At 73.7% G+C, this 21,254-nt stretch carries 26 protein-coding genes; 14 read left to right on the plus strand and 12 right to left on the minus strand.

Annotated elements, in window-relative coordinates; genetic code table 11:
• Window positions 1-34 precede the first annotated feature (34 nt).
• From ASG49_RS17755 to ASG49_RS17765, 3 genes are read left to right on the plus strand one after another with little or no spacing between them, the layout of a single operon-like run.
• Window positions 35-925 (plus strand): class I SAM-dependent methyltransferase, encoded by an 891-nt coding sequence (locus tag ASG49_RS17755; RefSeq protein WP_082534242.1) that lies wholly within the window; start codon window positions 35-37, stop codon window positions 923-925.
• A gap of 60 nt (window positions 926-985) precedes the next feature.
• Window positions 986-1,516, plus strand: coding sequence for a hypothetical protein (locus ASG49_RS17760; RefSeq protein ID WP_056544649.1), 531 nt, complete (start codon window positions 986-988; stop codon window positions 1,514-1,516).
• Window positions 1,517-1,527: 11 nt separating this feature from the next.
• Entirely contained in the window at window positions 1,528-2,175 is a 648-nt protein-coding gene (locus tag ASG49_RS17765; RefSeq protein ID WP_056544651.1) for a hypothetical protein, read from the plus strand.
• Between the two features lie 59 nt (window positions 2,176-2,234).
• On the opposite strand, the gene ASG49_RS17770 is transcribed toward ASG49_RS17765, so the two are convergent.
• On the minus strand, window positions 2,235-3,740 hold the full coding sequence (locus tag ASG49_RS17770) for a cell wall metabolism sensor histidine kinase WalK (RefSeq protein WP_056544653.1): 1,506 nt from the start codon (window positions 3,738-3,740) through the stop codon (window positions 2,235-2,237).
• 134 nt (window positions 3,741-3,874) lie between these two features.
• On the opposite strand from ASG49_RS17770, the gene ASG49_RS17775 reads away from it, so the two are divergent.
• On the plus strand, window positions 3,875-4,219 hold the full coding sequence (locus tag ASG49_RS17775; protein WP_056545072.1) for a DUF2200 domain-containing protein: 345 nt from the start codon (window positions 3,875-3,877) through the stop codon (window positions 4,217-4,219).
• Between the two features lie 6 nt (window positions 4,220-4,225).
• On the opposite strand, the gene ASG49_RS17780 is transcribed toward ASG49_RS17775, so the two are convergent.
• Window positions 4,226-5,245: an LLM class flavin-dependent oxidoreductase gene (locus ASG49_RS17780; protein WP_056544658.1), complete on the minus strand. Its 1,020-nt coding sequence runs from the start codon at window positions 5,243-5,245 to the stop codon at window positions 4,226-4,228.
• 68 nt (window positions 5,246-5,313) lie between these two features.
• On the opposite strand from ASG49_RS17780, the gene ASG49_RS17785 reads away from it, so the two are divergent.
• Together ASG49_RS17785 and ASG49_RS17790 are read left to right on the plus strand one after the other, a co-directional pair.
• A complete protein-coding gene (locus ASG49_RS17785) occupies window positions 5,314-5,997 on the plus strand; it encodes an AzlC family ABC transporter permease (RefSeq protein WP_056544661.1) in 684 nt (227 codons plus the stop codon).
• The gene (locus ASG49_RS17790) at window positions 5,994-6,311 is read left to right on the plus strand and encodes an AzlD domain-containing protein (RefSeq protein ID WP_056544663.1); all 318 of its coding nucleotides are present in this window, start codon (window positions 5,994-5,996) and stop codon (window positions 6,309-6,311) included. Before ASG49_RS17785 ends, ASG49_RS17790 begins: the two co-directional genes overlap by 4 nt.
• Window positions 6,312-6,326: 15 nt before the next feature.
• On the opposite strand, the gene ASG49_RS17795 is transcribed toward ASG49_RS17790, so the two are convergent.
• The 3 genes from ASG49_RS17795 to ASG49_RS17805 all read right to left on the minus strand — a co-directional run bounded on the left by ASG49_RS17795 (window position 6,327) and on the right by ASG49_RS17805 (window position 9,371).
• Window positions 6,327-6,647: a putative quinol monooxygenase gene (locus ASG49_RS17795; RefSeq protein ID WP_056544667.1), complete on the minus strand. Its 321-nt coding sequence runs from the start codon at window positions 6,645-6,647 to the stop codon at window positions 6,327-6,329.
• A 78-nt stretch (window positions 6,648-6,725) separates the two neighbouring features.
• Window positions 6,726-8,453 carry a hypothetical protein gene (locus ASG49_RS17800; RefSeq protein ID WP_056544669.1) on the minus strand — a complete coding sequence of 576 codons (1,728 nt, stop codon included), beginning with the start codon at window positions 8,451-8,453 and terminating at the stop codon, window positions 6,726-6,728.
• A gap of 9 nt (window positions 8,454-8,462) precedes the next feature.
• A complete protein-coding gene (locus ASG49_RS17805; protein ID WP_200936374.1) occupies window positions 8,463-9,371 on the minus strand; it encodes an alpha/beta fold hydrolase in 909 nt (302 codons plus the stop codon).
• Window positions 9,372-9,534: 163 nt separating this feature from the next.
• Between ASG49_RS17805 and ASG49_RS17810 the strand changes: the two genes are divergently transcribed.
• Complete coding sequence (locus ASG49_RS17810) at window positions 9,535-9,855, plus strand: hypothetical protein (protein WP_056544675.1); 321 nt, start codon at window positions 9,535-9,537, stop codon at window positions 9,853-9,855.
• Here the strand turns inward: ASG49_RS17810 and ASG49_RS17815 are convergent.
• The gene (locus ASG49_RS17815; RefSeq protein WP_056544678.1) at window positions 9,810-10,484 is read right to left on the minus strand and encodes a response regulator transcription factor; all 675 of its coding nucleotides are present in this window, start codon (window positions 10,482-10,484) and stop codon (window positions 9,810-9,812) included. The genes ASG49_RS17810 and ASG49_RS17815 overlap by 46 nt on opposite strands.
• Entirely contained in the window at window positions 10,481-11,650 is a 1,170-nt protein-coding gene (locus tag ASG49_RS17820) for a sensor histidine kinase (protein WP_162244542.1), read from the minus strand. The genes ASG49_RS17815 and ASG49_RS17820 overlap by 4 nt, the downstream gene beginning before the upstream one ends.
• A gap of 176 nt (window positions 11,651-11,826) precedes the next feature.
• On the opposite strand from ASG49_RS17820, the gene ASG49_RS17825 reads away from it, so the two are divergent.
• Window positions 11,827-12,552, plus strand: coding sequence for a hypothetical protein (locus ASG49_RS17825; protein ID WP_235562156.1), 726 nt, complete (start codon window positions 11,827-11,829; stop codon window positions 12,550-12,552).
• A 3-nt stretch (window positions 12,553-12,555) separates the two neighbouring features.
• On the opposite strand, the gene ASG49_RS17830 is transcribed toward ASG49_RS17825, so the two are convergent.
• A complete protein-coding gene (locus ASG49_RS17830; protein ID WP_056544687.1) occupies window positions 12,556-13,431 on the minus strand; it encodes a diiron oxygenase in 876 nt (291 codons plus the stop codon).
• Window positions 13,432-13,490: 59 nt separating this feature from the next.
• Here ASG49_RS17830 and ASG49_RS17835 point away from each other — a divergent pair, with 59 nt between their 5' ends.
• Entirely contained in the window at window positions 13,491-14,219 is a 729-nt protein-coding gene (locus ASG49_RS17835; RefSeq protein ID WP_082534244.1) for a TetR/AcrR family transcriptional regulator, read from the plus strand.
• Window positions 14,216-14,524, plus strand: coding sequence for a DUF4873 domain-containing protein (locus ASG49_RS17840; protein WP_056544693.1), 309 nt, complete (start codon window positions 14,216-14,218; stop codon window positions 14,522-14,524). Before ASG49_RS17835 ends, ASG49_RS17840 begins: the two co-directional genes overlap by 4 nt.
• A 278-nt stretch (window positions 14,525-14,802) precedes the next feature.
• On the opposite strand, the gene ASG49_RS17845 is transcribed toward ASG49_RS17840, so the two are convergent.
• From ASG49_RS17845 to ASG49_RS17860, 4 genes are read right to left on the minus strand one after another with little or no spacing between them, the layout of a single operon-like run.
• Window positions 14,803-15,006: a zinc-ribbon domain-containing protein gene (locus ASG49_RS17845; RefSeq protein ID WP_056544696.1), complete on the minus strand. Its 204-nt coding sequence runs from the start codon at window positions 15,004-15,006 to the stop codon at window positions 14,803-14,805.
• 23 nt (window positions 15,007-15,029) lie between these two features.
• Window positions 15,030-16,400, minus strand: coding sequence for an FtsX-like permease family protein (locus ASG49_RS17850; RefSeq protein WP_056544699.1), 1,371 nt, complete (start codon window positions 16,398-16,400; stop codon window positions 15,030-15,032).
• Window positions 16,397-17,098, minus strand: a complete 702-nt coding sequence (locus ASG49_RS17855; RefSeq protein WP_056544702.1) for an ABC transporter ATP-binding protein — start codon at window positions 17,096-17,098, stop codon at window positions 16,397-16,399. The genes ASG49_RS17850 and ASG49_RS17855 overlap by 4 nt, the downstream gene beginning before the upstream one ends.
• A complete protein-coding gene (locus ASG49_RS17860) occupies window positions 17,095-17,619 on the minus strand; it encodes a PadR family transcriptional regulator (protein ID WP_056544706.1) in 525 nt (174 codons plus the stop codon). Before ASG49_RS17860 ends, ASG49_RS17855 begins: the two co-directional genes overlap by 4 nt.
• A gap of 110 nt (window positions 17,620-17,729) precedes the next feature.
• Between ASG49_RS17860 and ASG49_RS17865 the strand changes: the two genes are divergently transcribed.
• From ASG49_RS17865 to ASG49_RS17880, 4 genes are all read left to right on the plus strand, one after another.
• On the plus strand, window positions 17,730-18,146 hold the full coding sequence (locus ASG49_RS17865) for a MarR family winged helix-turn-helix transcriptional regulator (RefSeq protein WP_235562157.1): 417 nt from the start codon (window positions 17,730-17,732) through the stop codon (window positions 18,144-18,146).
• Between the two features lie 28 nt (window positions 18,147-18,174).
• Window positions 18,175-19,401, plus strand: coding sequence for an MFS transporter (locus ASG49_RS17870; RefSeq protein WP_056544711.1), 1,227 nt, complete (start codon window positions 18,175-18,177; stop codon window positions 19,399-19,401).
• Between the two features lie 134 nt (window positions 19,402-19,535).
• A complete protein-coding gene (locus tag ASG49_RS19490; RefSeq protein ID WP_056544715.1) occupies window positions 19,536-20,219 on the plus strand; it encodes a GntR family transcriptional regulator in 684 nt (227 codons plus the stop codon).
• The gene (locus ASG49_RS17880; RefSeq protein ID WP_056544720.1) at window positions 20,216-21,235 is read left to right on the plus strand and encodes a 1-aminocyclopropane-1-carboxylate deaminase; all 1,020 of its coding nucleotides are present in this window, start codon (window positions 20,216-20,218) and stop codon (window positions 21,233-21,235) included. Before ASG49_RS19490 ends, ASG49_RS17880 begins: the two co-directional genes overlap by 4 nt.
• Window positions 21,236-21,254 lie beyond the last annotated feature (19 nt).

The raw sequence follows: 21,254 nt of genomic DNA on the forward strand, positions 1-21,254 counted from the left end.
CACCCGTGATGGGCCGCGTGCTTGACTCGCCGAGGTGACCAACCTAACGCGGGCCCCCTCGCCGGGACCCGCGCCGCAGGTGCGGCAGGACGCCGGCCCCGGGCTGCTCGACGCGCTGCGCGAGGCCCACCGCGGGGCCGGGCCGCTCCCGGCGCTGGCGCCCGAGGGGTACGCCCGCGACCACGCCGCCTTCGAGGCCCGCTCCGACCAGCGCGCGCTGATCGCCGACCACCTGTGCGCCCGGCTCGCCGGTCGTCCCACCGGCCCGGTCTCGGTGCTGTCGGTGGGCTGCGGCGACGGGGCGCTCGACGCGCAGGTCGCGCGCGCGGCCGTCGACGTCGTGCAGCCACGACCGGTCCGCTACGTCGGGGTCGACCCGTGGGCCGGCAGCACCCGGTCCTGGGCGGCGGCGATGGCGGGGCTGCGCCGCGACGCGCTGAGCGCCGAGCCGCAGGTCGCGACGTTCGCCGACGCCCGGCTGACGGGCGGGTTCGACGTCGTCACCTTCGTGCACTCGATGTACTACGTGCCCGACGTCGCGGTCGCGCTGCGAGCGGCCCACGACCTGCTCCGGCCGGGCGGCGAGCTGCTCGTGCTCAGCGGCCCCCGCGGCGTGCTCAACGCGCTCACCGACGTGCTCGCGCCCCCGGTGGCGGGGCACCGGCAGTGGTTCAGCGAGGACGTCGCCCGCGGTCTCGCCGACGCCGGGCTGCGTGCCGAGCCGACCACCACCCTGGGGGCGCGCCTCGACCTCGTCGACGCGAGCGACCGGGTCCTCGACTTCACGGTGCAGGGCAGGCTCACCCCGCGGCTGCGCCCGCTGGTGCGGGAGTACCTCGCGGCCGTGGCCCGCACCGACCCGGCGTACGACGGGCCGCGGGTGCCGCACCCCGTCGACGTCCACCGGGTCGTGCGCGCCGCCTGAGGGGACCAACGTCACACTGCGACCTCGTCTCGGCCTCCCCCGCACCGGGCACGGTGAGGTATGAGCAACGACAACGCCGCACAGGCACGCGAAGGACTGCTGGACAGCGTCAAGGGCAAGGCCAAGGAAGTGGCCGGAGCCGTGACCGGGAAGGACGAGCTGGTCGAGGAGGGCCAGCTCCAGCAGGCCGAGGCCGCCAACCGCAAGCAGGCTGTCGCTGACGAGGCCGTGGCCGACGCCAAGCGCGAGGAGGCCTCGCAGGAGCTCCGCGAGACCAGCCGCGAGGCCGCCCGCGAGCAGGGCGAGGCCCAGAAGGACGCCGCCAAGGCGGAGTCGCAGGTCGAGGACCGCCGCGAGGGCGAGCACGACGCCGCCGAGCGCGACGCCGCCCAGCTGGCCGCCGCCGAGCGCGCCAAGGCCGAGCGCGACGCCGAGCAGCTCGCCGAGAAGAACCTGCAGGACGCGGAGCGCGAGGTGCGCTCCGCCGACGCCACCGAGCAGCAGGCCGCTGCCGAGAAGGCGCGCCTCGAGCGCGAGGCCACCCAGGCCGACGTACAGGCCGCGCAGCTGCGCGCCGACACCGAGAAGTGAGGACCCACCCCATGATCAAGACCCTGATCGCCCTGCCCTACGAGATCGCCCGCTTTCCCCTGACGGTCGTCGACCGTCGGCTGAGCAGCCGGGTCGCGGACGACGCCCCCGCGCGTCTCGGCTTCGACCGCGTCGTCGGCTCCACCGACAAGCTGGCCGGCACGCTGCTGTTCAACGAGCAGCTGACCCGGCGCGGCACCGACCGCCTGGAGCGCTCGGCCAAGCTCGCGACCGCCACCCAGCTCGAGGCCGAGGCCGCCGAGCGTCGCCGCGAGGCCTCCAAGAAGTCCGCCGCCGCGCGCCGCAAGGCCGCCAAGCAGCGCGAGCAGGCCCAGGACAAGGCCGCGTCCGGGCTGAAGGAGGCCGACGTCGCCGAGGCGAAGGGCAAGGCCGAGGCCGAGAAGAAGGCCGCGCAGGTCGCCGCCGACAAGAAGGCCGCCGCGGACAAGAAGGCGCAGGACCGCAAGGACGCCGTCGAGAAGCAGAAGGCCGCGGAGCAGAAGCGCGCCGAGGACAAGAAGGCCGCCGCCCAGCGCGAGGCCAAGGCCGAGCTCGACGACGCCAAGGCGTCGAAGAAGGCCGCCGACGACGCCCGCGCCGACGCCGAGCGCCTCGAGCAGCTCACCGAGACCAAGAAGCAGGAGCGCAAGGACAGCTGACCCGCTGACCTCCCGCTCGACCAGCAGCCCGCGACCTCCCGGTCGTGGGCTGCTGTCGTCTACGCGCCGGCGGGGTCCTCGGGCACCCCGCCCGGCTGGGGCAGCACCACCCGGAAGGTGCTGCCGCGACCCACCTCGCTCTCGACGCTGACCGTGCCCGCGTGGGCGGCGACGATCGAGCTGACGATGTCGAGGCCGAGACCGGTGCCGGCGATGTGCTGCTCCCGCGCCGCATCGCCGCGGAAGAACCGGCCGAAGACCAGGTCCACCTCGTGCGACGGGATGCCCATCCCGGTGTCGCGGACCTCGATCTCGACCGCACCCGCGACCTGGCGGAGCAGGACGCCGACGGCTCCGCCCACGTCGCTGTACTTCACGGCGTTGGACAGCAGGTTGTCGACCACCTGACGGACCTGCTGCTCGTCCACGAGGGCCGTGACCCCGGTCGGGGCGTCGAGCGCGACGTCGACGCCCCGCTCGGCCGCGGCGGGTCGGACCGACTCGACCGCCTCGTCCAGCACCGCGGCCAGGTCGCTCCACGCCCGCTGCGGCACCAGCCGGTCCTCCCCCACCTGGCCGACGAGGAGCAGGTCGGAGAGCAGCGACTCGAGCCGCTCGGCGTTGCGGCGTACGACGTGCAGCTGGGCCAGCACGTCGGTCGGCAGGTCGTCGTGGTCGCACAGCAGCTCGAGGTAACCGAGCACCGAGGTGATCGGCGTACGCAGCTCGTGGGAGACCGAGGAGACGAACTCGTCCTGGACCTGCACCGCGCGCAGCAGCTCGGTGACCTCCTGGTAGGCCAGGGCAGCGCCGAGCCGCTCGCCGTCGGGACCGCGCACCTGCCGGGCCGAGGTGGAGAACGCGGCGCGGGTGCGGGGGTCGCGACCGACCCAGTAGGTGAAGTCGGAGAACTCCTCCCCCGCGACCGCCCGGGACGACGGCATCTCCTCCGCGGTCAGCAGGGTCTCGCCGTCGAGGTGGTAGACGTGGCCCAGCTGGCCGGCCTGTCCCGCGTGCCCGTCCGGGAACGGCAGGTCCATGGTCTCCCGGTGGCGGCGGTTCATCCGCTCGTAGCGACCGTCGCGCCCGATCAGCAGCAGGCCGACGCTCACCGCCTCGAAGATCGCCTCCAGCGTCTGGTGCTCGCGCTGCAGCTCGGCCCGGGCGGCCTCCAGGCGCGCCTCCCGCTCGCGCTGCTCGGTCACGTCGAGGATCTGCGCGATCAGGTGGAGCGGGTGCCCGTCGCCGTCGCGCACCAGCGCGACCGACAGGTCGCCCCACACGGCGTGGCCCTCGGCGTGGACGTAGCGCTTGAGCATCCGGAAGGAGTCGATCTCACCCGAGCTGGCCCGGGCGAAGACCAGGCGGTCGGCCTCGGCCCCGTCCGGGTGGCTGACGTCCTGGAACCCGCGCCGAGTCAACGTGGTCGCGTCGTAGCCGAGCATGTCGCAGAAGGCGCGGTTGACCATGAGCAGCCGGCCGTCGAGGGCGACGAGGTTCATCCCGATGGGCGAGTGCTCGAGCGTCAGGCGCCACAGGTGGGCGCCGTCCAGCGACTCGTCCACGACGCCTCCCCGAGCCGGCGGCAGGGGACGCCCCGACGGAACGCCCCGACGTGGCAGCCAATCACGCCCTCCGGGCCCGCGCCAGGACCCCGTGGCCCGTGACCCGCGGTCGGTGCCCGGTCTACCCTCCGGGCATGGGCCACCGGATCTTCACCACCAGCGTCGCGTCGGTCTACCCGCACTACCTCGCCAAGGTGGAGAAGAAGGGGCGCACCCGGGCCGAGCTCGACGAGGTCGTCGGCTGGCTCACCGGCTTCGACGCGCCCACGCTGCAGCACCACCTCGAGGCCGGCACCACCTTCGAGGACTTCTTCGCCGCGGCCTCGCTCCACCCGCACGTCTCGCTCATCACCGGGTCGGTCTGCGGGGTCAAGGTGCAGGAGGTCGAGGACCCGCTGATGCGGCGGATCCGCTACCTCGACAAGCTGGTCGACGAGCTCGCGAAGGGCAAGCCGATGGAGAAGGTGCTCCGGGCCTGAGCGCCCTCAGCGCCAGCCCAGCTCCGGGGCGACGTGGCGCACGACGCTGTCGAGCAGGTGCGCGTTGTAGTCGACGCCGAGCTGGTTGGGGATCGTCAGCAGCAGCGTGTCCGCGGCCGCGATCGCCTCGTCCTCGGCCAGCTCCCTCACCAGCTGGTCGACCTCACCGGCGTACGTCTTGCCGAACCGGGCCGTGCCGCCGTCGATGAACCCGACCTGGTCCTCGCTGCCCCGCTGCGCACCGAAGTACGCCCGGTCGGTCGCGTCGACGATCGGGAAGATGCTGCGGCTGACCGAGACCCGCGGCTCGCGCTGGTGGCCGGCCGTCTTCCACGCCTCGCGGAACAGGTGGATCTGCTCGGCCTGGAGCTGGTGGAACGGCACCCCCGAGTCCTCGGTGAGCAGCGTCGAGCTCATCAGGTTCATGCCCTGCTCCCCAGCCCAGACGGCGGTCTTGCGGGTACCGGCACCCCACCAGATCCGGTCGCGCAGGCCGGGCGACTGCGGCTCGATACCGAGCAGCCCGGGCGGGTTGGGGAACATCGGTCGCGGGTGGGGCTGGGCGAACCGAGCGCCCTCGATCGCCTGGAGGAACACCCGTGTGTGCTCACGCGCCATGCCGGCGTGGTCGTTGCCCTCGCCCGGGTCGTAGCCGAAGTACTTGAAGCCGTCGACCACCTGCTCCGGTGATCCGCGGCTGACGCCGAGCTGCAGCCGGCCGCCGGCGATCAGGTCGGCGGCCCCGGCGTCCTCGGCCATGTAGAGCGGGTTCTCGTAGCGCATGTCGATCACGCCGGTGCCCAGCTCGATCCGGCTGGTCCTGGCGCCGGCCGCGGCGAGCAGGGGGAACGGTGAGGCGAGCTGCCGGGCGAAGTGGTGCACCCGGAAGTAGGCGCCGTCGGCGCCCAGCTCCTCGGCCGCGACCGCGAGCTCGATCGACTGCAGCAGCACGTCGGAGGCCGAGCGCACCTGCGAGTGCGCCGACGGGTTCCAGTGGCCGAACGACAGGAAGCCGATGTTCTTCATGTCGGGCAGAACCCCGCCCCGGCCCGCCTTCTTCCCGGCTGCCGGTCAGGGCTTCCTACACTGCGGACGTGGCGGAGGCGAGGGACGCGGGGGCGCGCGAGGCGTTCCGTCGCGGCGTGCGGCTGGGGGTCCCGTTCGCGGTGGTCGGCTTCCTGCTCAGCCTCTCGTTCGCCGTCCTGGCCCGTCAGGCCGGCTTCAGCGTCACCCAGGCGGTCGTCACCTCGGCGGTCGTGTTCGCCGGCTCCGCTCAGTTCGCGATGCTGTCGGTGGTCACCGTCGGTGGCGGCATCCCCGCCGCGCTGACCGCGGCGAGCCTGATGAACACGCGCTTCCTGGCCATGGGCGTCGCGCTGGCGCCGTCATTGCCGGGCGGCCCGTGGAAGCGGGCGGCGCAGGGCCAGACCGTCGTCGACTCCTCGTGGGCGCTGGCCAACCGCGGCGACGGCACCTTCGACCGGTGGCTGCTGTTCGGCACGACCCTCCCGCAGTACCTCACCTGGACACTGGGCTCGGTCGTCGGCGCGGTCTTCGGGCAGGCCCTGGGTGACACGCACCGGCTCGGCCTCGACGCGATCTACCCGGTGTTCTTCCTGTCGCTGCTGATCGCCGAGCTGAGGGACCGGACGTCCCGCTGGGCGGCGGCGGGCGGCGGTCTCCTCGCCCTCGCGCTGGTGCCGATCAGTCCTCCGGGCATCCCGATCCTGGCCGCCAGCGCCGTGGCGCTGATCGGTCTCGTGAGGAGACCGGCATGACGCTGACCTCCACCCAGGTCTGGGTCCTCATCCTCGGCTGCGCCGCGCTGACGGTCCTCATCAAGGCCTTCGGCCCGGTGCTCCTCGGCGGCCGGGAGCTGCCGCCGTGGTTCACCCGCGTGATCGTGCTGATGGCGCCGACGCTCCTGTGCGCGCTCGTCGTCACCTCGGTGCTCGCCAGCGGGCGCTCGTGGTCGGTGGGTGCCCACACCGTCGGCGTCGCCGTCGCCGGCGTGATGCTCTGGCGACGCTGCTCGCTCGTGCTGTGCGTCGTCGTCGCGGTCGTCGTGACCGCCGGGCTGCGGGCGATCTGAGGTCCGGCGTACGGCTCAGAACTCCGACATCTTGTCCCAGCCGTCACGGTCCGCGGCGTCGATGTACATGATGTCCGGGCGCTCGGCGATGTACTGCTTGGCGTCGCCGTCCACCCCGTTCTGGAAGTGGTCGGTGTTGACGTGGGCCTCGCCGGCCGCCTTGTCGGTGAAGGCCTCGATCGTCAGGATCGTGTCGGGGTCGTCGACGCTGCGGTAGTGCTCGTAGAACAGGTTGCCGGGCTCGGCGCGGGTCGCGTCGGTGTAGGCCTGGCTCGCCGCGAGGTAGGCCTCCGCGGTGCCGGGCTTGAGCTTCTTCTTCACGGTGATGTAGATCAAGGCGTTCTCCTGGGTCGGGTACGACGGGCCGGGGTGCCGGCTCCGGCTCGCACTCTCGCAGGTCGGACCGACGGACGGTCAGGCCCCGTCCTCGGTCAGCGTCGTGGTCGGGAGCCAGTCGGCCCCGAGGAGCCGGGCGAGGTCGGCCAGTCCGGTGGTGTCGCCGCCGACGGTGTCGGAGGCGGCGGCGATCCGCTCGACCATCACCTTGCCGACCTGCTCCTCGACCGTGCCCTCGGCGTAGGCCACGTGCCACGGCGAGACCTGGTGGTCGCGGTGGGTGCGGCCGGTCACCTGCCGCCCCGCGATCCCCGAGAACCGTGGCTGGTGGAAGACGCCGACCCGAGGCTCGGTGCTGGCCCGCCGACCGTCGGGGAGGGCCTCACCGGCGTGCAGGCTGATCGACGCGACCGTGGTGAACACGCAGACCCTCGCTCGCCCGGTCTGGAACCGCAGCCGCTCGACCTCGGGGTCGAACCGGTCGCGGCCGTAGATCGTGGCCACGTCGATGCCCGAGTCGCGCAGCCGGTCGGCGATCGGGTCGGCCGCGGTGGCGACGAACTCCACCGAGCACGCCACCTGGCGCTCGGCCTGGACCTGCTGGGCGATCCAGGCGACCGTCGAGTCGACCCGGAGCAGCCCGGCCTTCTGACGGAAGCGCAGCAGCGCGGACCGGCCCTTCGCGATGCTGCGGCCACGCCGCGCGATCTCCATCTCGCGGCAGAACTCGCCCCACTCGGCGTCGTACGCGCTGCGCTCCGTCGGCGTCAGCGCCACCGGCATCCCGGAGATCGGCACCGGGCCCCACGGCGCGGCGCGGTGCAGCATCGCCGGGGGACGGTCGTCGGCCAGCCAGCCGCGCACCAGCTTCAGGTCCGCGGCGCGCCGCCCGGCGTCGGTGGTCCAGGTCGCGCCGTGACGACCCTGCTCGACCCCGACGCCGTGGCGCTCGAGCGCGGCGGCGAACACCTCGGCCGGTCGGGACGCCGAGGTCCACTCGCGCACCGGCTCGTCGTGGACCTGCCCGTAGGCGGGGGCGAGGTAGGGCAGCTCCAGCGGCGTGTGTCCGGGGGTCGCGGTAGTCGCGATGACGAACGGCGCCGTCTCGTGCGATCGTCCGTGCCCCGAGACCCGCGCCCAGTGCTTCCACCGCTTCGTCGTCGTACGCCGCAGCGCGTGGGCCTCGTCGGCGATGATCACGTCCCAGTCGTGGCCCGTGACCTTCTCGAGCCGGTCCCAGGTGATCACCACCCACTCCAGGCCGGCGTCGCCCAGCGCCTCGATGGTGCGGCACCAGTGGCCGATGGTGATCGCGGCGGGCCGGTCCGCCACGACGAGCACCCGTCGCGCACCCCGGAGGTCGCCGACCGCCGTCGCCCCGAGGACCGCGGAGATCGTCTTGCCCACGCCCGGCTCGTCGGCCAGCAGGAACTGACGTCCGCCCGCCGCGGCTCGTGCCGCGATCGCGTCGGCCGCCTCGTACTGGTTCTGCCGTGGCTCGAGCACGCCCGTCGGCTCGGGGACGGGCGTCGGGCCGTCGGCGTTGAGGGTGTTCTCGACGAACCGCCCGAGGGTGTGCGGGCCCGGCGCGTACGGCGCGAGGTGCGCCGGGAGGGCGCGGCCGACGTGGAGATGGGTCCTGACCGCCGGGTGCCACGTGGCCCCCTCGACCTGGGTGCCGTAGGGGACGTCGAGCACCCACAGCCGTTCGCCCGGTCCGGCGACCGGCAGCGCCCGGTCGCGCGTGCCGGTCCGGCGTGGTGACGCGGTGCGGCGACGGGCCGGGGGCGGACGTCGACCGGGCATCCCAGGACGCTATCCGGGAAGCCCCTTGCGCGCGGGTCGCCTCGCCCACCCGTGGCGGGGCCGCGCCTGGGCCGGGACGTCCGCGACGAACGCCCGCAGCACCCGGGCGAACCGGTCCGGGGCGTCGAGGTGGGGGAAGTGCCCGGCGCCCTCGAACAGCTCGACCCGACAGTCCGGCACCGCCTGCTGGGCGGCGACGGCGTGCGCGGCCGGGATCATGTGGTCCCGGGTGCCCCACACGATCAGCGTCGGGACCGGCAGCGCGCCCTCGAGGTGGTCGTGGGCGGAGATGCTCTGGCCGCCGACGTCGATGACGGCGCGGGTTGTGGACAGGAACGCGGCCCTGCTCTCGCGGTCGCCGAGGGTGCTGAAGCCGCGCCAGACGGCGGCCACGTCGGCGCCGGGCTTCCAGCCGATCCGCTGGGCCCCGCGGCCGAGAGCCTCGAGGCGGGACAGCACCGGTGCGGAGGCGACGACGCCGAGCACCTGCGCCGCGCCGGGCAGGGTCGCCGCGCGGAGCACCAGGTTGACCTCGCGACCCAGTCCCCCGCTCGAGACCAGGACCAGGCGCTCGACCCGCTCGGGGAAGAGGTAGAAGAACTGCATCGCGATGCCGCCGCCCAGCGAGTGGCCCACCAGCGTCACCCGGTCGACGCCGAGGCGGTCGAGCAGGTCGCGCAGGGTCGCGGCGTGGGAGCTCAGCGAGTAGTCGCCGGACGGCTTGGCCGAGTCGCCGTGGCCGAACAGGTCGGGCAGCAGCACCCGGTGGTCGTCGTCCATCCGGTCGACGAGGTGCTCCCACTGGCGCTGCGAGCCCAGGATCCCGTGGATGAACAGCACGACAGGGCCGGTGCCGCTGTCGACGTAGGACAGGTCGTGGCCGTGGAGCCGGACCGTGCTGGGGGTCATGCGGGGCATGTGGATCGTCCCTCGGGTGGTCGTCGGCCGGGGTCCCCACGCTAGCCCCCGTCGTCGGGGGCTGGTGCGGCGCGGCGTTCGGGCGCACAGTGGAGCGACGGTCTCGGGATCTGACCTGGACAGGCCTGCGGCCTGCGGTCGACCCGAGGAGAGGAGTCCCGCGATGGGACGCACCGAGGACATCCGACACGTGCAGTCCCACCTGCAGGACCTGTTCGAGACGCTGCCGGCCGGCCAGGCCGACGTCCTGGAGGCGGTGGTCACCGGGACGCCGCTGCAGGTCCGCGACGACGACCAGCGACCCACCATCGCCGAGGAGACCTCGATCATCATCGTCGGGGGACGTGGACGGCGCTGGATGGTCCTCGACGTGGACCGCGTGCTGGCCGAGCTCGACCCGCAGCCGCTGCCCCCGGAGCCAGACCCGCGGCGGGAGGGTCAACGTGGGGAACGCGGGTCGGTGCCGACCAGGCCCGACTCGTAGGCGAGGACCACCGCCTGCACACGGGTCTGCAGCCCGAGCTTGGCCAAGATGTGCGAGACGTGGGTCTTCACGGTGGCCTCGGTGATGTCCAGGCGCGCGGCGATGGCCGCGTTGCCGGAACCCGAGGCCAGCTCGAGCAGCAGGGTCTCCTCCCGCGGCGTCAGGCGACGCCGCAGCTCGGTCCCGGCCCGGGTCCGGGCCGCGAACCGGCCGACCAGACGCAGGGTCAGCCGGGCGTCGAAGAGGGCCACGCCCTCGACCGCCCCGCGGACCGCGGCCAGCAGCCGCTCCTCCGGGGCGTCCTTGAGCAGGAACCCGCAGGCGCCCGCCTGCACCGCCTCGTAGACGTAGCGGTCGAGATCGAACGCGGTCAGCACCACGACGGCCGGCGGCGACGGCAACGCGCGCAGCCGGCGCGTGGCCTCGATGCCGTCGCAGCGCGGCATCCGCACGTCCACGAGGGCCACGTCCGGGCGCGTCGCCCGAGCGACCTCGACCGCCTCGACGCCGTCCGCGGCCTCCCCCACCACCTCCACGTCGGGGGCCGAGGAGAGGATGCCGCTCAGCCCGAGACGGACCAGCCGTTCGTCGTCGACCACCAGCAGCCGGAGTCCCGGCGAGCCGCTCACGGGGACGTGACCGGGAGGCAGGCCCGTACGCCGAACCCACCGCCCTCGACCTCGCCCCAGGAGAGCTCGCCCCCCAGCAGCCTGACCCGGTCGGTCATCCCCAGCAGCCCGCGACCGCCCGGCGGTCCCAGGAGCGACGGCCCGGCATCGGTGACGTCGACCCGCAGGTCCTGCTCGCCCCACACCAGCACGACCCGGGCCGAGGGCGCGTGCGAGTGACGCATCACGTTGGTGAGCGACTCCTGCACCACGCGGTACGCCGTCAGCGCGAGTCCGCCGCTGACCGGCCGGCGGTCACCACGCTCGCTCAGCTCGACCGTCAGCCCGGCGCGGGTCGTCTGGGCGGCGAGCTCCGCCAGGTCGTCGATCCCCGGGGCCGGACGGTGCTCGGCGCCACCCTCCTCACGATCCGGACCCGGGTCGTCGGCGGCCGGTGTGCCGTGGTCGAGCTGCAGGAGCACGCGCACGTCGGCCAGTGCCCGCGCCCCCACCGCCTCGACGTCACGCAGCGCCTCGAGCCCGACGGCGGGATCGGTCGCGTGGTCGTGGATGCCGCCCCGCGCCCGCATCACCATCACCGAGATCGAGTGCCCCAGCACGTCGTGCAGTTCACGGGCCAGCCGGGAGCGTTCTTCCTCGACGGCCAGGCGCGCCTGCTGCCGCGAGGTGCGCGTCGCGTGCTCGGCCAGCCGCCGCGACCGTCGCGCGCTCTCAGCATGGACGCGGACCGCCGCCGCGACGCCCCACGACATCGCGACGTAGACGCAGTTCGCCACCACCGCACCGGTCGCGTCGAAGCGCGGGTCGATCGCGCCCTGGGTCCCGAGCAGCGCCAGGGACGCCAGCCCGGCGAGGACCGATCCACGCCACGAACCCGGTCCCAGGGCCGCCACGTAGGTGGCGACGAGGAACACCGCGACCCCCTGCGCCAGCAGCTCGACCTGCAACGCCCACGGCGTGCCGACCAGGAAGACGACCTGGACCACGAGCCCGGCGGTGACCGGCGCGCGGTCGCGAAGCGCCAGCGGGAGCGTGGTGAGGAGGACCCACCCGAGGAGCGGCGCACCGACGTCACCGTCGACCCCGAGCTGCGCGACCGCCCCCACCGCGAGCCCGACGGCCAGCAGCGCGTGGCGTGTGCGTGGGTCCAGTGCCCAGGACCTCATGTCCACGAGCGTAGGACGATCGGCGCCCCGCGGCATCAGTCCCAGGGTGGAGATCGGCGCCCGGCGTCCTCCCTGACACCGATGCGGATCGGCCCCACGCCGGGCGCGGCGGCGACGTACGGCTGCCTAGCGTCGCTGCCACCCAGACCACCGCACCGGGAGACGCCATGACCGCCATGACCGCACCGTCCGCACCCCCCTCCGAGGTCCGTCCCAGCACGAAGCCGGGCCGGCCCGACGACGCCACCCGCCGGCGCGTGCGACGGCGACGGTGGGCCGGCGCGATGCTCGTCCTGGGCGGCGTCACCCTCGCGGCGGCGTCGATTGTGCAGCCGCGCGGGGGCGACGAGGTCTTCGCCGTCTCGGTGGCCGGCTCACGCGCCGCCTGGACCAGCTGGGGACTGCTGGTGATGGCCACCGCCCTGCTGCAGCTGCCGGCCGTGCTCGGCTACCGCGCCCGGGTCGTCACGGGCCGCGGCGTCCGGCTCACCGCGGCCGGAGGGACGCTGACCGCAGCCTCGCTGGTGGCGTTGTTCGCCTTCGGCCAGTTCCACGCCGAGGCGGCCGCGATGGTCGGCGCCCCACCTGTCTCCCAAGAGCTGCTCGACGCCTTCGCCCGGACCGACAGCGCCGTGAGCCTGGGCTTCACCGCGGTGCTCGCGCTCCTGGGCTTCCACCTCGGCTGGCCGATGCTGCTGACCGGCCTGGCCCGTGCCGGCCAGGTCCCCGCCCCGCTCGCCATCGTCGCCGGGTCGGCGGTCTTCCTCTCGCTCTTCGGCGCCGCCATGGGAGCCGCGGGCGAGACCGTCCTGTTCGTGCTCGCCGCCGCGTCCCTCGCGGCCGTGGGGCTCCACCTGGTCCGGGGAGCCGCAACCTCCGCGGAGCCCGACCCGCGGCGCTGAGGCTCACCCCAGCAGCAGCGACCCCCGCCAGGTCTTCTCCTGGTGGGCGGGCAGCAGCCGGTTCTCGCGCAGGAACGCCAGCGGCTTCTCCCCCATCCACTGCATCGTGGCGCGGTAGTGGGGGTTGCCGAGCGCCGCACGACGCCCCACCCGAGGGTCGATGCCGACCGAGCGGTAGACCTCGGGGTTGACCAGCGAGCGGGCCACCATGAAGCAGGTCTGCGCGGTCAGGACCTGCTGCTTCAGCAGCGCCAGCCCGGACAGTCCCGCCACCTGGCGGCGTACCTCGTCGCGGGCGAAGGTCATGTGCCGCGCCTCCTCCAGCACGTGGATCCGCGCGACCATCCGCGTCACCGGCTGCACCCGCTCGTCCTTCATCACCTCGCGCTGCCAGGTGTCGAGGATCTCCTCGGCCACCAGGATCGAGGCGTACGCCGAGGGCCCGCGCACCACCGTGTGGAAGAGCCGACCGAGGCGGTGCACCGAGGCGGGCGGGCCGTACGCCGGGACGTCGAGGTGGGCGATCGACTTGCCGAACATGGTGGAGTGCCGGCACTCGTCGGCCACCTCGGTCAACGCGTAGTGCATGTGCGCGGTGGTCGGGTCGTCGTCGTACGCGTCCCGGAGCATCATCTGCATCAGGATCAGCTCGAACCACAGCCCGACGCTCGCGATCGAGGCGACCTCGTGGTTCGACAGCGTGACCCGCTGCTCCGGGGTGAGGCCCTCCCACAGCTCGGTGCCGTAGAGCGACATCCGCTCGGGCTGCATCCCCCACAGCGTCGGGTCCACGGCGGCGTCCCAGTCGATGTCGACCTCGGGGTCGTAGGAGTGGCGCGCGGACGACTTCAGCAGGCGCTCGGGGACGGAGAGGCTCATCGGGACTCCTGACTCGAAGTAACTGTTACTTGCCGTAACACTGAGTTACTGTGACGACCATGACACGCCGCGTCAAGGACGTCACCGACACCGCTAGACGCGTCGGCACCGGGGTGCGGGACGGGGTCAAGGACCTGGTCTCCTCCGAGGACGGCCGCGCCTCCCGCTGGGACGAGCACCGCGAGGCGCGTCGCGCCGAGCTGGTCGAGGCCGCGGTCGCCGCGATCGACGAGCACGGGCCGGGCGCGTCGATCGCGCAGGTCTCGGCGTCGGCCGGGGTGAGCCGGCCCGTGCTCTACCGCTACTTCGCCGACAAGGACGACCTCTACCGCGCCGTCGGCGCCTGGGGCGCGCAGCAGGTGATCGACGGGCTGCTCCCCGTGCTGCTGACCGACACCCCGATCCGCGAGCGCGTGGAGAAGGGGTGCGAGGTCTACCTGCGGCTGATCGCCGCCCACCCCCACGTGTTCTTCCTGCTCGTCGAGCACCCCACGACCGACGACCCCCTGGCCGACGGCAAGGAGATGGTCGCCGCGACCATCGCCCGCACCCTCGGCGACGTCCTGCGCGACCTCGGCCTCGACGCCGCCGGCGCGGAGCCCTGGGCGCACGGCCTGGTCGGGCTCGGTCTCTCCACCGGCGAGTGGTGGCTGCGGCGCAGGACGATGAGCCGGGCGGCGGTCTCGCGCTACCTCAGCTCGTTCGTCTGGCACGCCTTCGAGGGCATCGCCTCCGAGCACGGCGTCGTCGTCGACCGCCAGGGCAAGCTGCGGCTGGTGGCCGAGTGAGCGCGCCGACGACGCCGGACACCCCGAACACGACGCCGGTCGTCCACGAGCCCGGGGAGTCCTACGACGGACCCGCGCTGGTCGGCGGCGTGGAGGTCCGGGTCCGGCTGCGCGGCCACTTCCAGCCCATCGACGGGCTGTTCCACTGGTGGGGCCGCGTCGCAGCCGACGACTCCCTGGACGACGGCAGGTCCGGGTCGGTTGTCACGCTGCGCACGGCGTACGGCGAGGCGCCGGCTCGGCTCTCCGACCGCGACCCCTGGGGTCGGTTCCGGGTCAGCGGGACGGGTCGGCCTCCCTTCTAGGGCTGGGCTGACCGGTGGCGGATTCCCGAGGTCGCCTGGGAAACCGCCACTGCGCCGGAGCAACATCTCCGGCGGAGCGCCCGGCTCCCCGGCGCAGCAGACCGCGGGGCGTCGTACGTCGGTCCGCGAGTGCCAGTGTCAGACCAGCGTCGTCGACACCCCGGTCGCACAGCGCTGGCGTGTCAGCGAGGGGCAGTTTCACCGGCCGGCCGGTGAAACTGCCCCTCACCGGGATGCCAGCGTCGCCGCACACCCACCGGACGACCGAGACCTACCGCTCAGACGACCGCCGACGTGCCGCAGATGCCGCACACCTCGAGCTCCTGCCGCTTCCAGCGGGCGACGGGGACGAAGAAGAGCGTGAACTGGCGGTACTGCCGCATCCGCGCCCACCGCGTCGTGTTGTGGCAGCGCGGGCAGGTGCGGGAGTCGCCCGGGCCGACGTGGCGCTGCTTGGTGCCGAAGCCGAAGAGGAGGAACACCGCGCCAGCCTAGGCAGGCGGGCTCACGCGGTGCGGAGGTGCTCGGGATCGACGACGCGACGTGCCACCGGGCCGGTGAGCGCGACCGCGAGTCGCACCGCACACGCGGCCAGGACCGGCGTGAGCACGACGCACGCCAGGGTGAGCACGAGCGGGGCCGGTCCGGCCGCCGGGTCGACGACCGCCGTGCCGCCCACCGTCCACGCGCCGAGCAGCGTGCCGACGAGCGACATCGGGACCGCGACGAGGTAGCCCTCCCACTGCTGCGAGCGGCGGACGTCGGTCGCCGGCACACCCAGGGCGTGCAGCGAGGCCATCGAGCGACGCCGGTCGGTGAGCGTCTCAACGGAGTGCACCGCGAGCGTCAGGCTCACCAGCAGCAGGGTCACGAGCAGCCCCAGGGCGACCAGGACGTAGGAGAAGACGAAGAAGAAGTCCGCTCCGCCCGACCCGACCACGTCGCCCAGCAGCACGCCGACGCCGCCCGCCACCAGACCCACCCCACCGACCGCCGCGCCCGCCCGACCCGCGGGCCGCGGGTCCACGACCAGCCGCCTGGCCGCGAGCAGGACGGGGACGGTGCTCGCACGGTCCTGCGCCACGCGACCCGCGAGGTGGGCTGCCCACGGTCCGGTGCTGACGAAGGCGAGGACCGTGACCGCGACCAGCGCGAGCGTCCCGAACCCGTCCACGAACAGGGCGTACGCCACGGGCGGGACGACCGCCGCGGGGACGGTGAGGAGGACCAGCGCGACCAGGACGCAGGCCCCCCACGGTCGCGGCGCCCGCGCTGCGCTGCGACGCGACACGCCGTGGGGAGGGTCGCTGACCCCGGAGCCGGTGCGCAGCCCGAGCAGGACACCGAGGGCAGTGACGCCCGCCACGACCGACGTGACCATCCACCAGGTCGGCGTGACCGAGGTCGGGACCAGCGCGACGGAGTAGCCGTAGTCACCGACCACCAGGGACGGACCGCCGTCGGCACCGCCGCCGAGGACGGACCGCAGCACACCGAAGCCGACGATGCCGAGCAGCGAGCCGACCAGGGCGGGGACGGCGACCTCCCCCGCCCCCAGCAGGCGCGCCTCGCGCGCCGTCACGCCTGCGATCCGCAGGCCGGCCAGCCGGCGCTGCCGCGAGGCGTTGCCGAGCCGCAACGCCTGGTGGAGCAGGAGCAGCAGCGGCACCACGAGCAGGCTCATGCCGAGCACGGTGCCGTAGCGCAGCCCCGGCTCCTGGACCACGTTGAACAACAGCTCGTCGGGGTCGGCGGGGAGCATCAGCACGGCGACCACCACCAGGACCAGCGAGGTCACCACCGCCGTCGTCGCGGCGACCACCACCGGCCGCAGCCGTCCGCCCCGGCGCAGCAGGACGAGCGCGAGCGTCGTCACCGCACGACCGCCGGGTCGTCGACGGCGCCGTCGCGCAGCACGACCTCGCGATCGGCGTACGCAGCGACGCGGTTGTCGTGCGTCACCAGCACCACCGCGGCGCCGGTGGACTGCGCGGTCGAGACCAGGACCTCCATCACGTCCTCACCGCTGACCCGGTCGAGCGAGCCCGTCGGCTCGTCGGCGAAGACGACCGACGGCCCGGTCACCAGCGCGCGGGCCATCGCGACCCGCTGGGACTCCCCGCCGGAGAGGTCGCCGGGCAGCGCGTCGGCCAGGCCGGCGGCCCCGAGACGGTCCAGCCACGCCAGCGCGGCGGTGCGGGCGGCGGCGCGGCCGTGCCGCTCGAGCAACAGCGGGACCATGACGTTCTGCACCGCGCTCAGCTCGGGCACCAGCTGGCCGAACTGCAGCACCAGCCCGAACTCGCGGCGCCGCAGCCGGGTGCGCGTCGCCTCCGGCAGGTCGTCGAGGCGCGAGCCGTCGTAGGCGACCGAGCCGGCCTCGGGGCGCAGCACCCCGGCCAGGCACAGCAGCAGCGTCGACTTGCCGCTGCCGGACGGGCCGGTGAGGGCCACCACCTCGCCCGCGGCCACCTCGACCGAGGCGCCGCGCAGGGCCTCGGTGCGACCGAAGGACTTGTGCAGGGCGTGCGCGCGCAGCAGCGCCGTGGCGCCACTCCCGTCAGTGCTGGTCATCGCAGTGCGTTCCCCTCGTCGGCGACCCGTGCAGCCGCGTCGTCCAGCCACCTCAGGTCGGCGTCGAGGTGGACGATGGTGTGGTCGAGCGCGATCCGCGCCTCGACGTCGGGCGCCGCTCGCTGCTCGGCGACCAGGGCCCGCATCCGCTCGAGGTGGAGCGCCCGCTGGGCGGCCAGGAAGGGGCGGGCGTCCCGGTGCAGCCGCAGCGCGGTGACGGTCTTGCGCACCAGCTCCTCCGCGGCGTACGGCCCGGGCTGCTCGGGGGTGGCGAGCCAGTCGAGCAGCACCTCCTCGCCGACCTCGGAGATGGCGTAGACGGTGCGCTCGGGACCGCTCCCGCCCTCGGTCGCGGCGACCTCGACCTGCCCGTCGCGCTCGAGCCGCGCCAGCGTCGCGTAGACCTGGCCGTAGGCCAGCGGCTTGGCGCCGGGCAGCCGGGCGTCGTGCTCGCGCTTGAGGTCGTAGCCGTGCGCCGGACCGCCCGCGAGGACGCCGAGCAGCACGTGGGCGGTGGACATGGCGCGACTATACACACGATGACTACTCGGAGTGAATAGAGACCTGGGCGAGCCCGACCGGTGCCACCTGAGGTTGCATGTCCATAGCCTGCCTATGCATACTGGTTGTCGTGAGCAACCACGACGTGCAGCACCTCAGCAACGAGCTGGTGGTCCTGACCGCCCGGCTGGTGCGTGTCGTACGCCGCAACGACGTCGGCGTCCCGGCCGCCAGCACCCGCGTGCTGAGCCTGCTCGACGAGCTCGGTCCCAGCACGGTCGGTGCGCTCGCCGAGGCCGACCGCTGCCGCCAGCCGACGATGACCGGGCTGGTCAAGGGCCTCGCCGACAAGGGCTGGGTCGACCGCTCCCCCCACCCCGACGACGCCCGCTCGACCCTGGTCGCGCTGAGCGACGCGGGCCGGGCGCAGCTCGCTGGCGTCCGCGAGCGCAACGCCGCGCTCGTCGCCGACCGCACCGAGGCCGCCGGCCTCTCCCCCGACGACCTCGCCACCGCCGTAGCGGTCCTGCGCGAGCTCGTCTCCTGACCATCCACCACCACCTGCAGAGGAAGTCATGCTGAAGCAACCCCGGGCCGTCTGGGCGGTCGCGTTCGCCTGCGTCATCGCCTTCATGGGCATCGGCCTGGTCGACCCGATCCTGAAGTCCATCGCCGCCCAGCTCGACGCCACGCCGAGCCAGGTCTCGCTGATGTTCACCAGCTACATGGCGATCATGGGCATCGCCATGCTCGTCACCGGCGTGGTCTCGAGCCGCATCGGCGCCAAGCGCACCCTGCTCTCGGGACTCGTGCTCATCATCGTCTTCGCCGCGCTCGCCGGCGCGTCCGACTCGGTCAGTGCCATCGTGGCGTTCCGCGCCGGCTGGGGCCTGGGCAACGCGCTCTTCGTCGCCACCGCGCTGGCCACCATCGTGATGTCGGCCAAGGGCTCGACCGGGCAGGCGATCATCCTGTTCGAGGCGGCCCTGGGCATCGGCATCGCCTCGGGCCCGCTCATCGGCGGCGTCCTGGGCGAGCAGTCCTGGCGCGCCCCGTTCTTCGGCGTCTCGGTGCTGATGGTGGTCGCCCTGATCGCCACCGCGATCTTCCTGCCCAGCACCCCGCCGACCGGCCGGCGTACGTCGCTCGCGGACCCGTTCCGCGCGCTGACCCACAAGCCGCTGCTGATCGTCGCGGTGACCGCGATCTTCTACAACATCGGCTTCTTCACCATCCTCGCCGCCGGCCCGTTCGCGCTGCCCGAGCTCGGCATCATCGAGATCGGCTGGGTCTACTTCGGCTGGGGCCTGCTCGTCGCGTTCGTCTCGGTCGTCGTGGCGCCGCTGGTGCAGCGGGCGATCGGCACCGTGCCGGCCATCCTGGCCACGCTGGTGCTCTTCACCGCCGACCTCGCCGTGATGGCGATCTGGGCCGACCAGCCCACCGTCGTGATCGTCGGCATCGTCGCCTCGGGTGCCTTCATCGGCAGCAACAACACCCTCATCACCGAGGCCGTGATGGGGGCGGCGCCGGTCGAGCGGCCGGTCGCGTCCGCGGCGTACTCCTTCGTGCGGTTCACCGGCGGCGCCGTCGGCCCCTACGTCGCGCTGCGGCTCTTCGGCTCCGAGGCCGCCCCGCACGTCCACGCGCCGTTCTGGTTCGGCGCGGTCATGGTCGCGATCGGCGTCGTGGTGCTCGCCGTGGGCGCCCGCACCGTCGCCGCCACCACCCGCCACGAGGAGACCGCCGAGGAGGCGCAGCGCGACGAGGCCGAGGCGGTGCTCGTCGGGGACCTCGACTGAGGCCCACCCTGCTCGGTAGTCCCTGACGTCCTCGCCCCTCCCCGCGCGATCCGGGGCGAGAACGTCAGGGACCACCCGTCTCCCCGGTCACCTCGGACTGGTCAACGAGCCCGATCCGTGCTGCAATATATTGCATGCCGCTTGTCTCGACCCCCGTCCCGCGGCGACTGCTGCGCGACGACGTGCACGACCGGCTGCGTGCAGCCCTGGTCATCGGCGACCTGGCGCCGGGCGAGCAGCTGCGCGACGTCGACCTCGCCGAGCAGCTCGGGGTGAGCCGTACGCCGGTCCGCGAGGCCCTGCTCCGCCTCGAGCGCGCCGGCCTCGTCGCCACCGTGCCCGGTCGCTCGACCGTCGTCACCACCCCCGACGCGCGCACCCTGCGGGAGGCGAGCGCCGTGGTCGCGGCGATGCACGAGCTGGCGGTCCGCGAGGCCGCACCCCTGCTGACCGCGACCGACCTCGACGAGATGCGCCGGGCCGGAGAGGCGTTCGCCGCGGCGATCGCGTCCGGTGACGTGGAGGCGGCGCTGGCCGCCGACGACGAGCTGCACGGCGTACCGGTGCGGGTCGCCGGCAACCGCGCCGTGGCCGACGTGCTCGACCAGCACACCCCGTCCGTACGCCGCGCCGAGCGGCTTCGCTTCGCCTCGCTGGCCGGCCACGACTCGGTCGTCCGGCACGCCCGGCTGCTCGACCACCTCGCCGCCGGACGGGCCGACGACGCCGCCGCCGTCGAGCGCGAGACCTGGCGATGCCTCGACCACCTCGTCGACCTGACCCCCGACCCCGCCACCACCGAGGAGCACCCCGCATGAGGCTGCACGACTTCGAGCGCTACCCGCTGACCTTCGGCCCGAGCCCGGTCCACCGGCTCGACCGGCTCACCGACCACCTCGGCGGCGCCGCGGTCTGGGCCAAGCGCGAGGACGTCAGCTCCGGCCTGGCGTACGGCGGCAACAAGACCCGCAAGCTGGAGTACATCGTCCCCGACGTGCTCGCCTCGGGCGCCGACACGCTGGTCTCGATCGGTGGCTACCAGTCCAACCACACCCGCCAGGTCGCCGCCGTCGCGGCCAAGCTGGGGCTGGGCTGCCGGCTGGTGCAGGAGCGGTGGGTCGACTGGGACGACCCGGTCAACGACCGCGTCGGCAACATCCTGCTGTCGCGGATCATGGGCGCCGACGTGCGCCTCGACGACAGCGGCTTCGACATCGGCATCCGGGCGTCCTGGGAGGACGCGCTGCGCGAGGTCGAGGAGGCCGGCGGCACGCCGTACGCCATCCCGGCCGGCGCCTCAGAGCACCGTCTCGGCGGTCTCGGCTTCGCGAGCTGGGCCTTCGAGGTCGCCGAGCAGGAGCGCGCGCTCGGCGTCTTCTTCGACACCGTCGTGGTCTGCACGGTGACCGGCTCCACGCACGCCGGCATGATCGCCGGGTTCGCCGCGCTGGAGGAGATCACCGGCCGCCCGCGCCGCGTCCTCGGCATCGACGCCTCCGCGACCCTGGAGAAGACCCGCGCCCAGGTGGCCCGCATCGCCCGTCACACCGCGGAGCTGATCGAGCTCGGCCGCGACCTGCGCGAGGACGAGGTCACCGTGCTCGAGGGCTGGGCCGGCGACCTCTACGGCATCCCCGTCGAGTCCACGATCGAGGCGATCCGGCTCAGCGGGCGGCTCGAGGGGATGATCATCGACCCCGTCTACGAGGGGAAGTCGATGGCCGGCCTCGTCGACCTCGTCACCAGCGGCGACATCCCCCGCGACTCCACGGTCCTCTACGCCCACCTCGGCGGCCAGCCCGCGCTCAACGCCTACAGCGGCATCTTCGACTAGATCGCCGGGTCGGACCTGC

Origin of the sequence: Marmoricola sp. Leaf446 (genome assembly GCF_001424755.1) — a bacterium.
Classification (GTDB): Bacteria; Actinomycetota; Actinomycetes; order Propionibacteriales; family Nocardioidaceae; genus Marmoricola.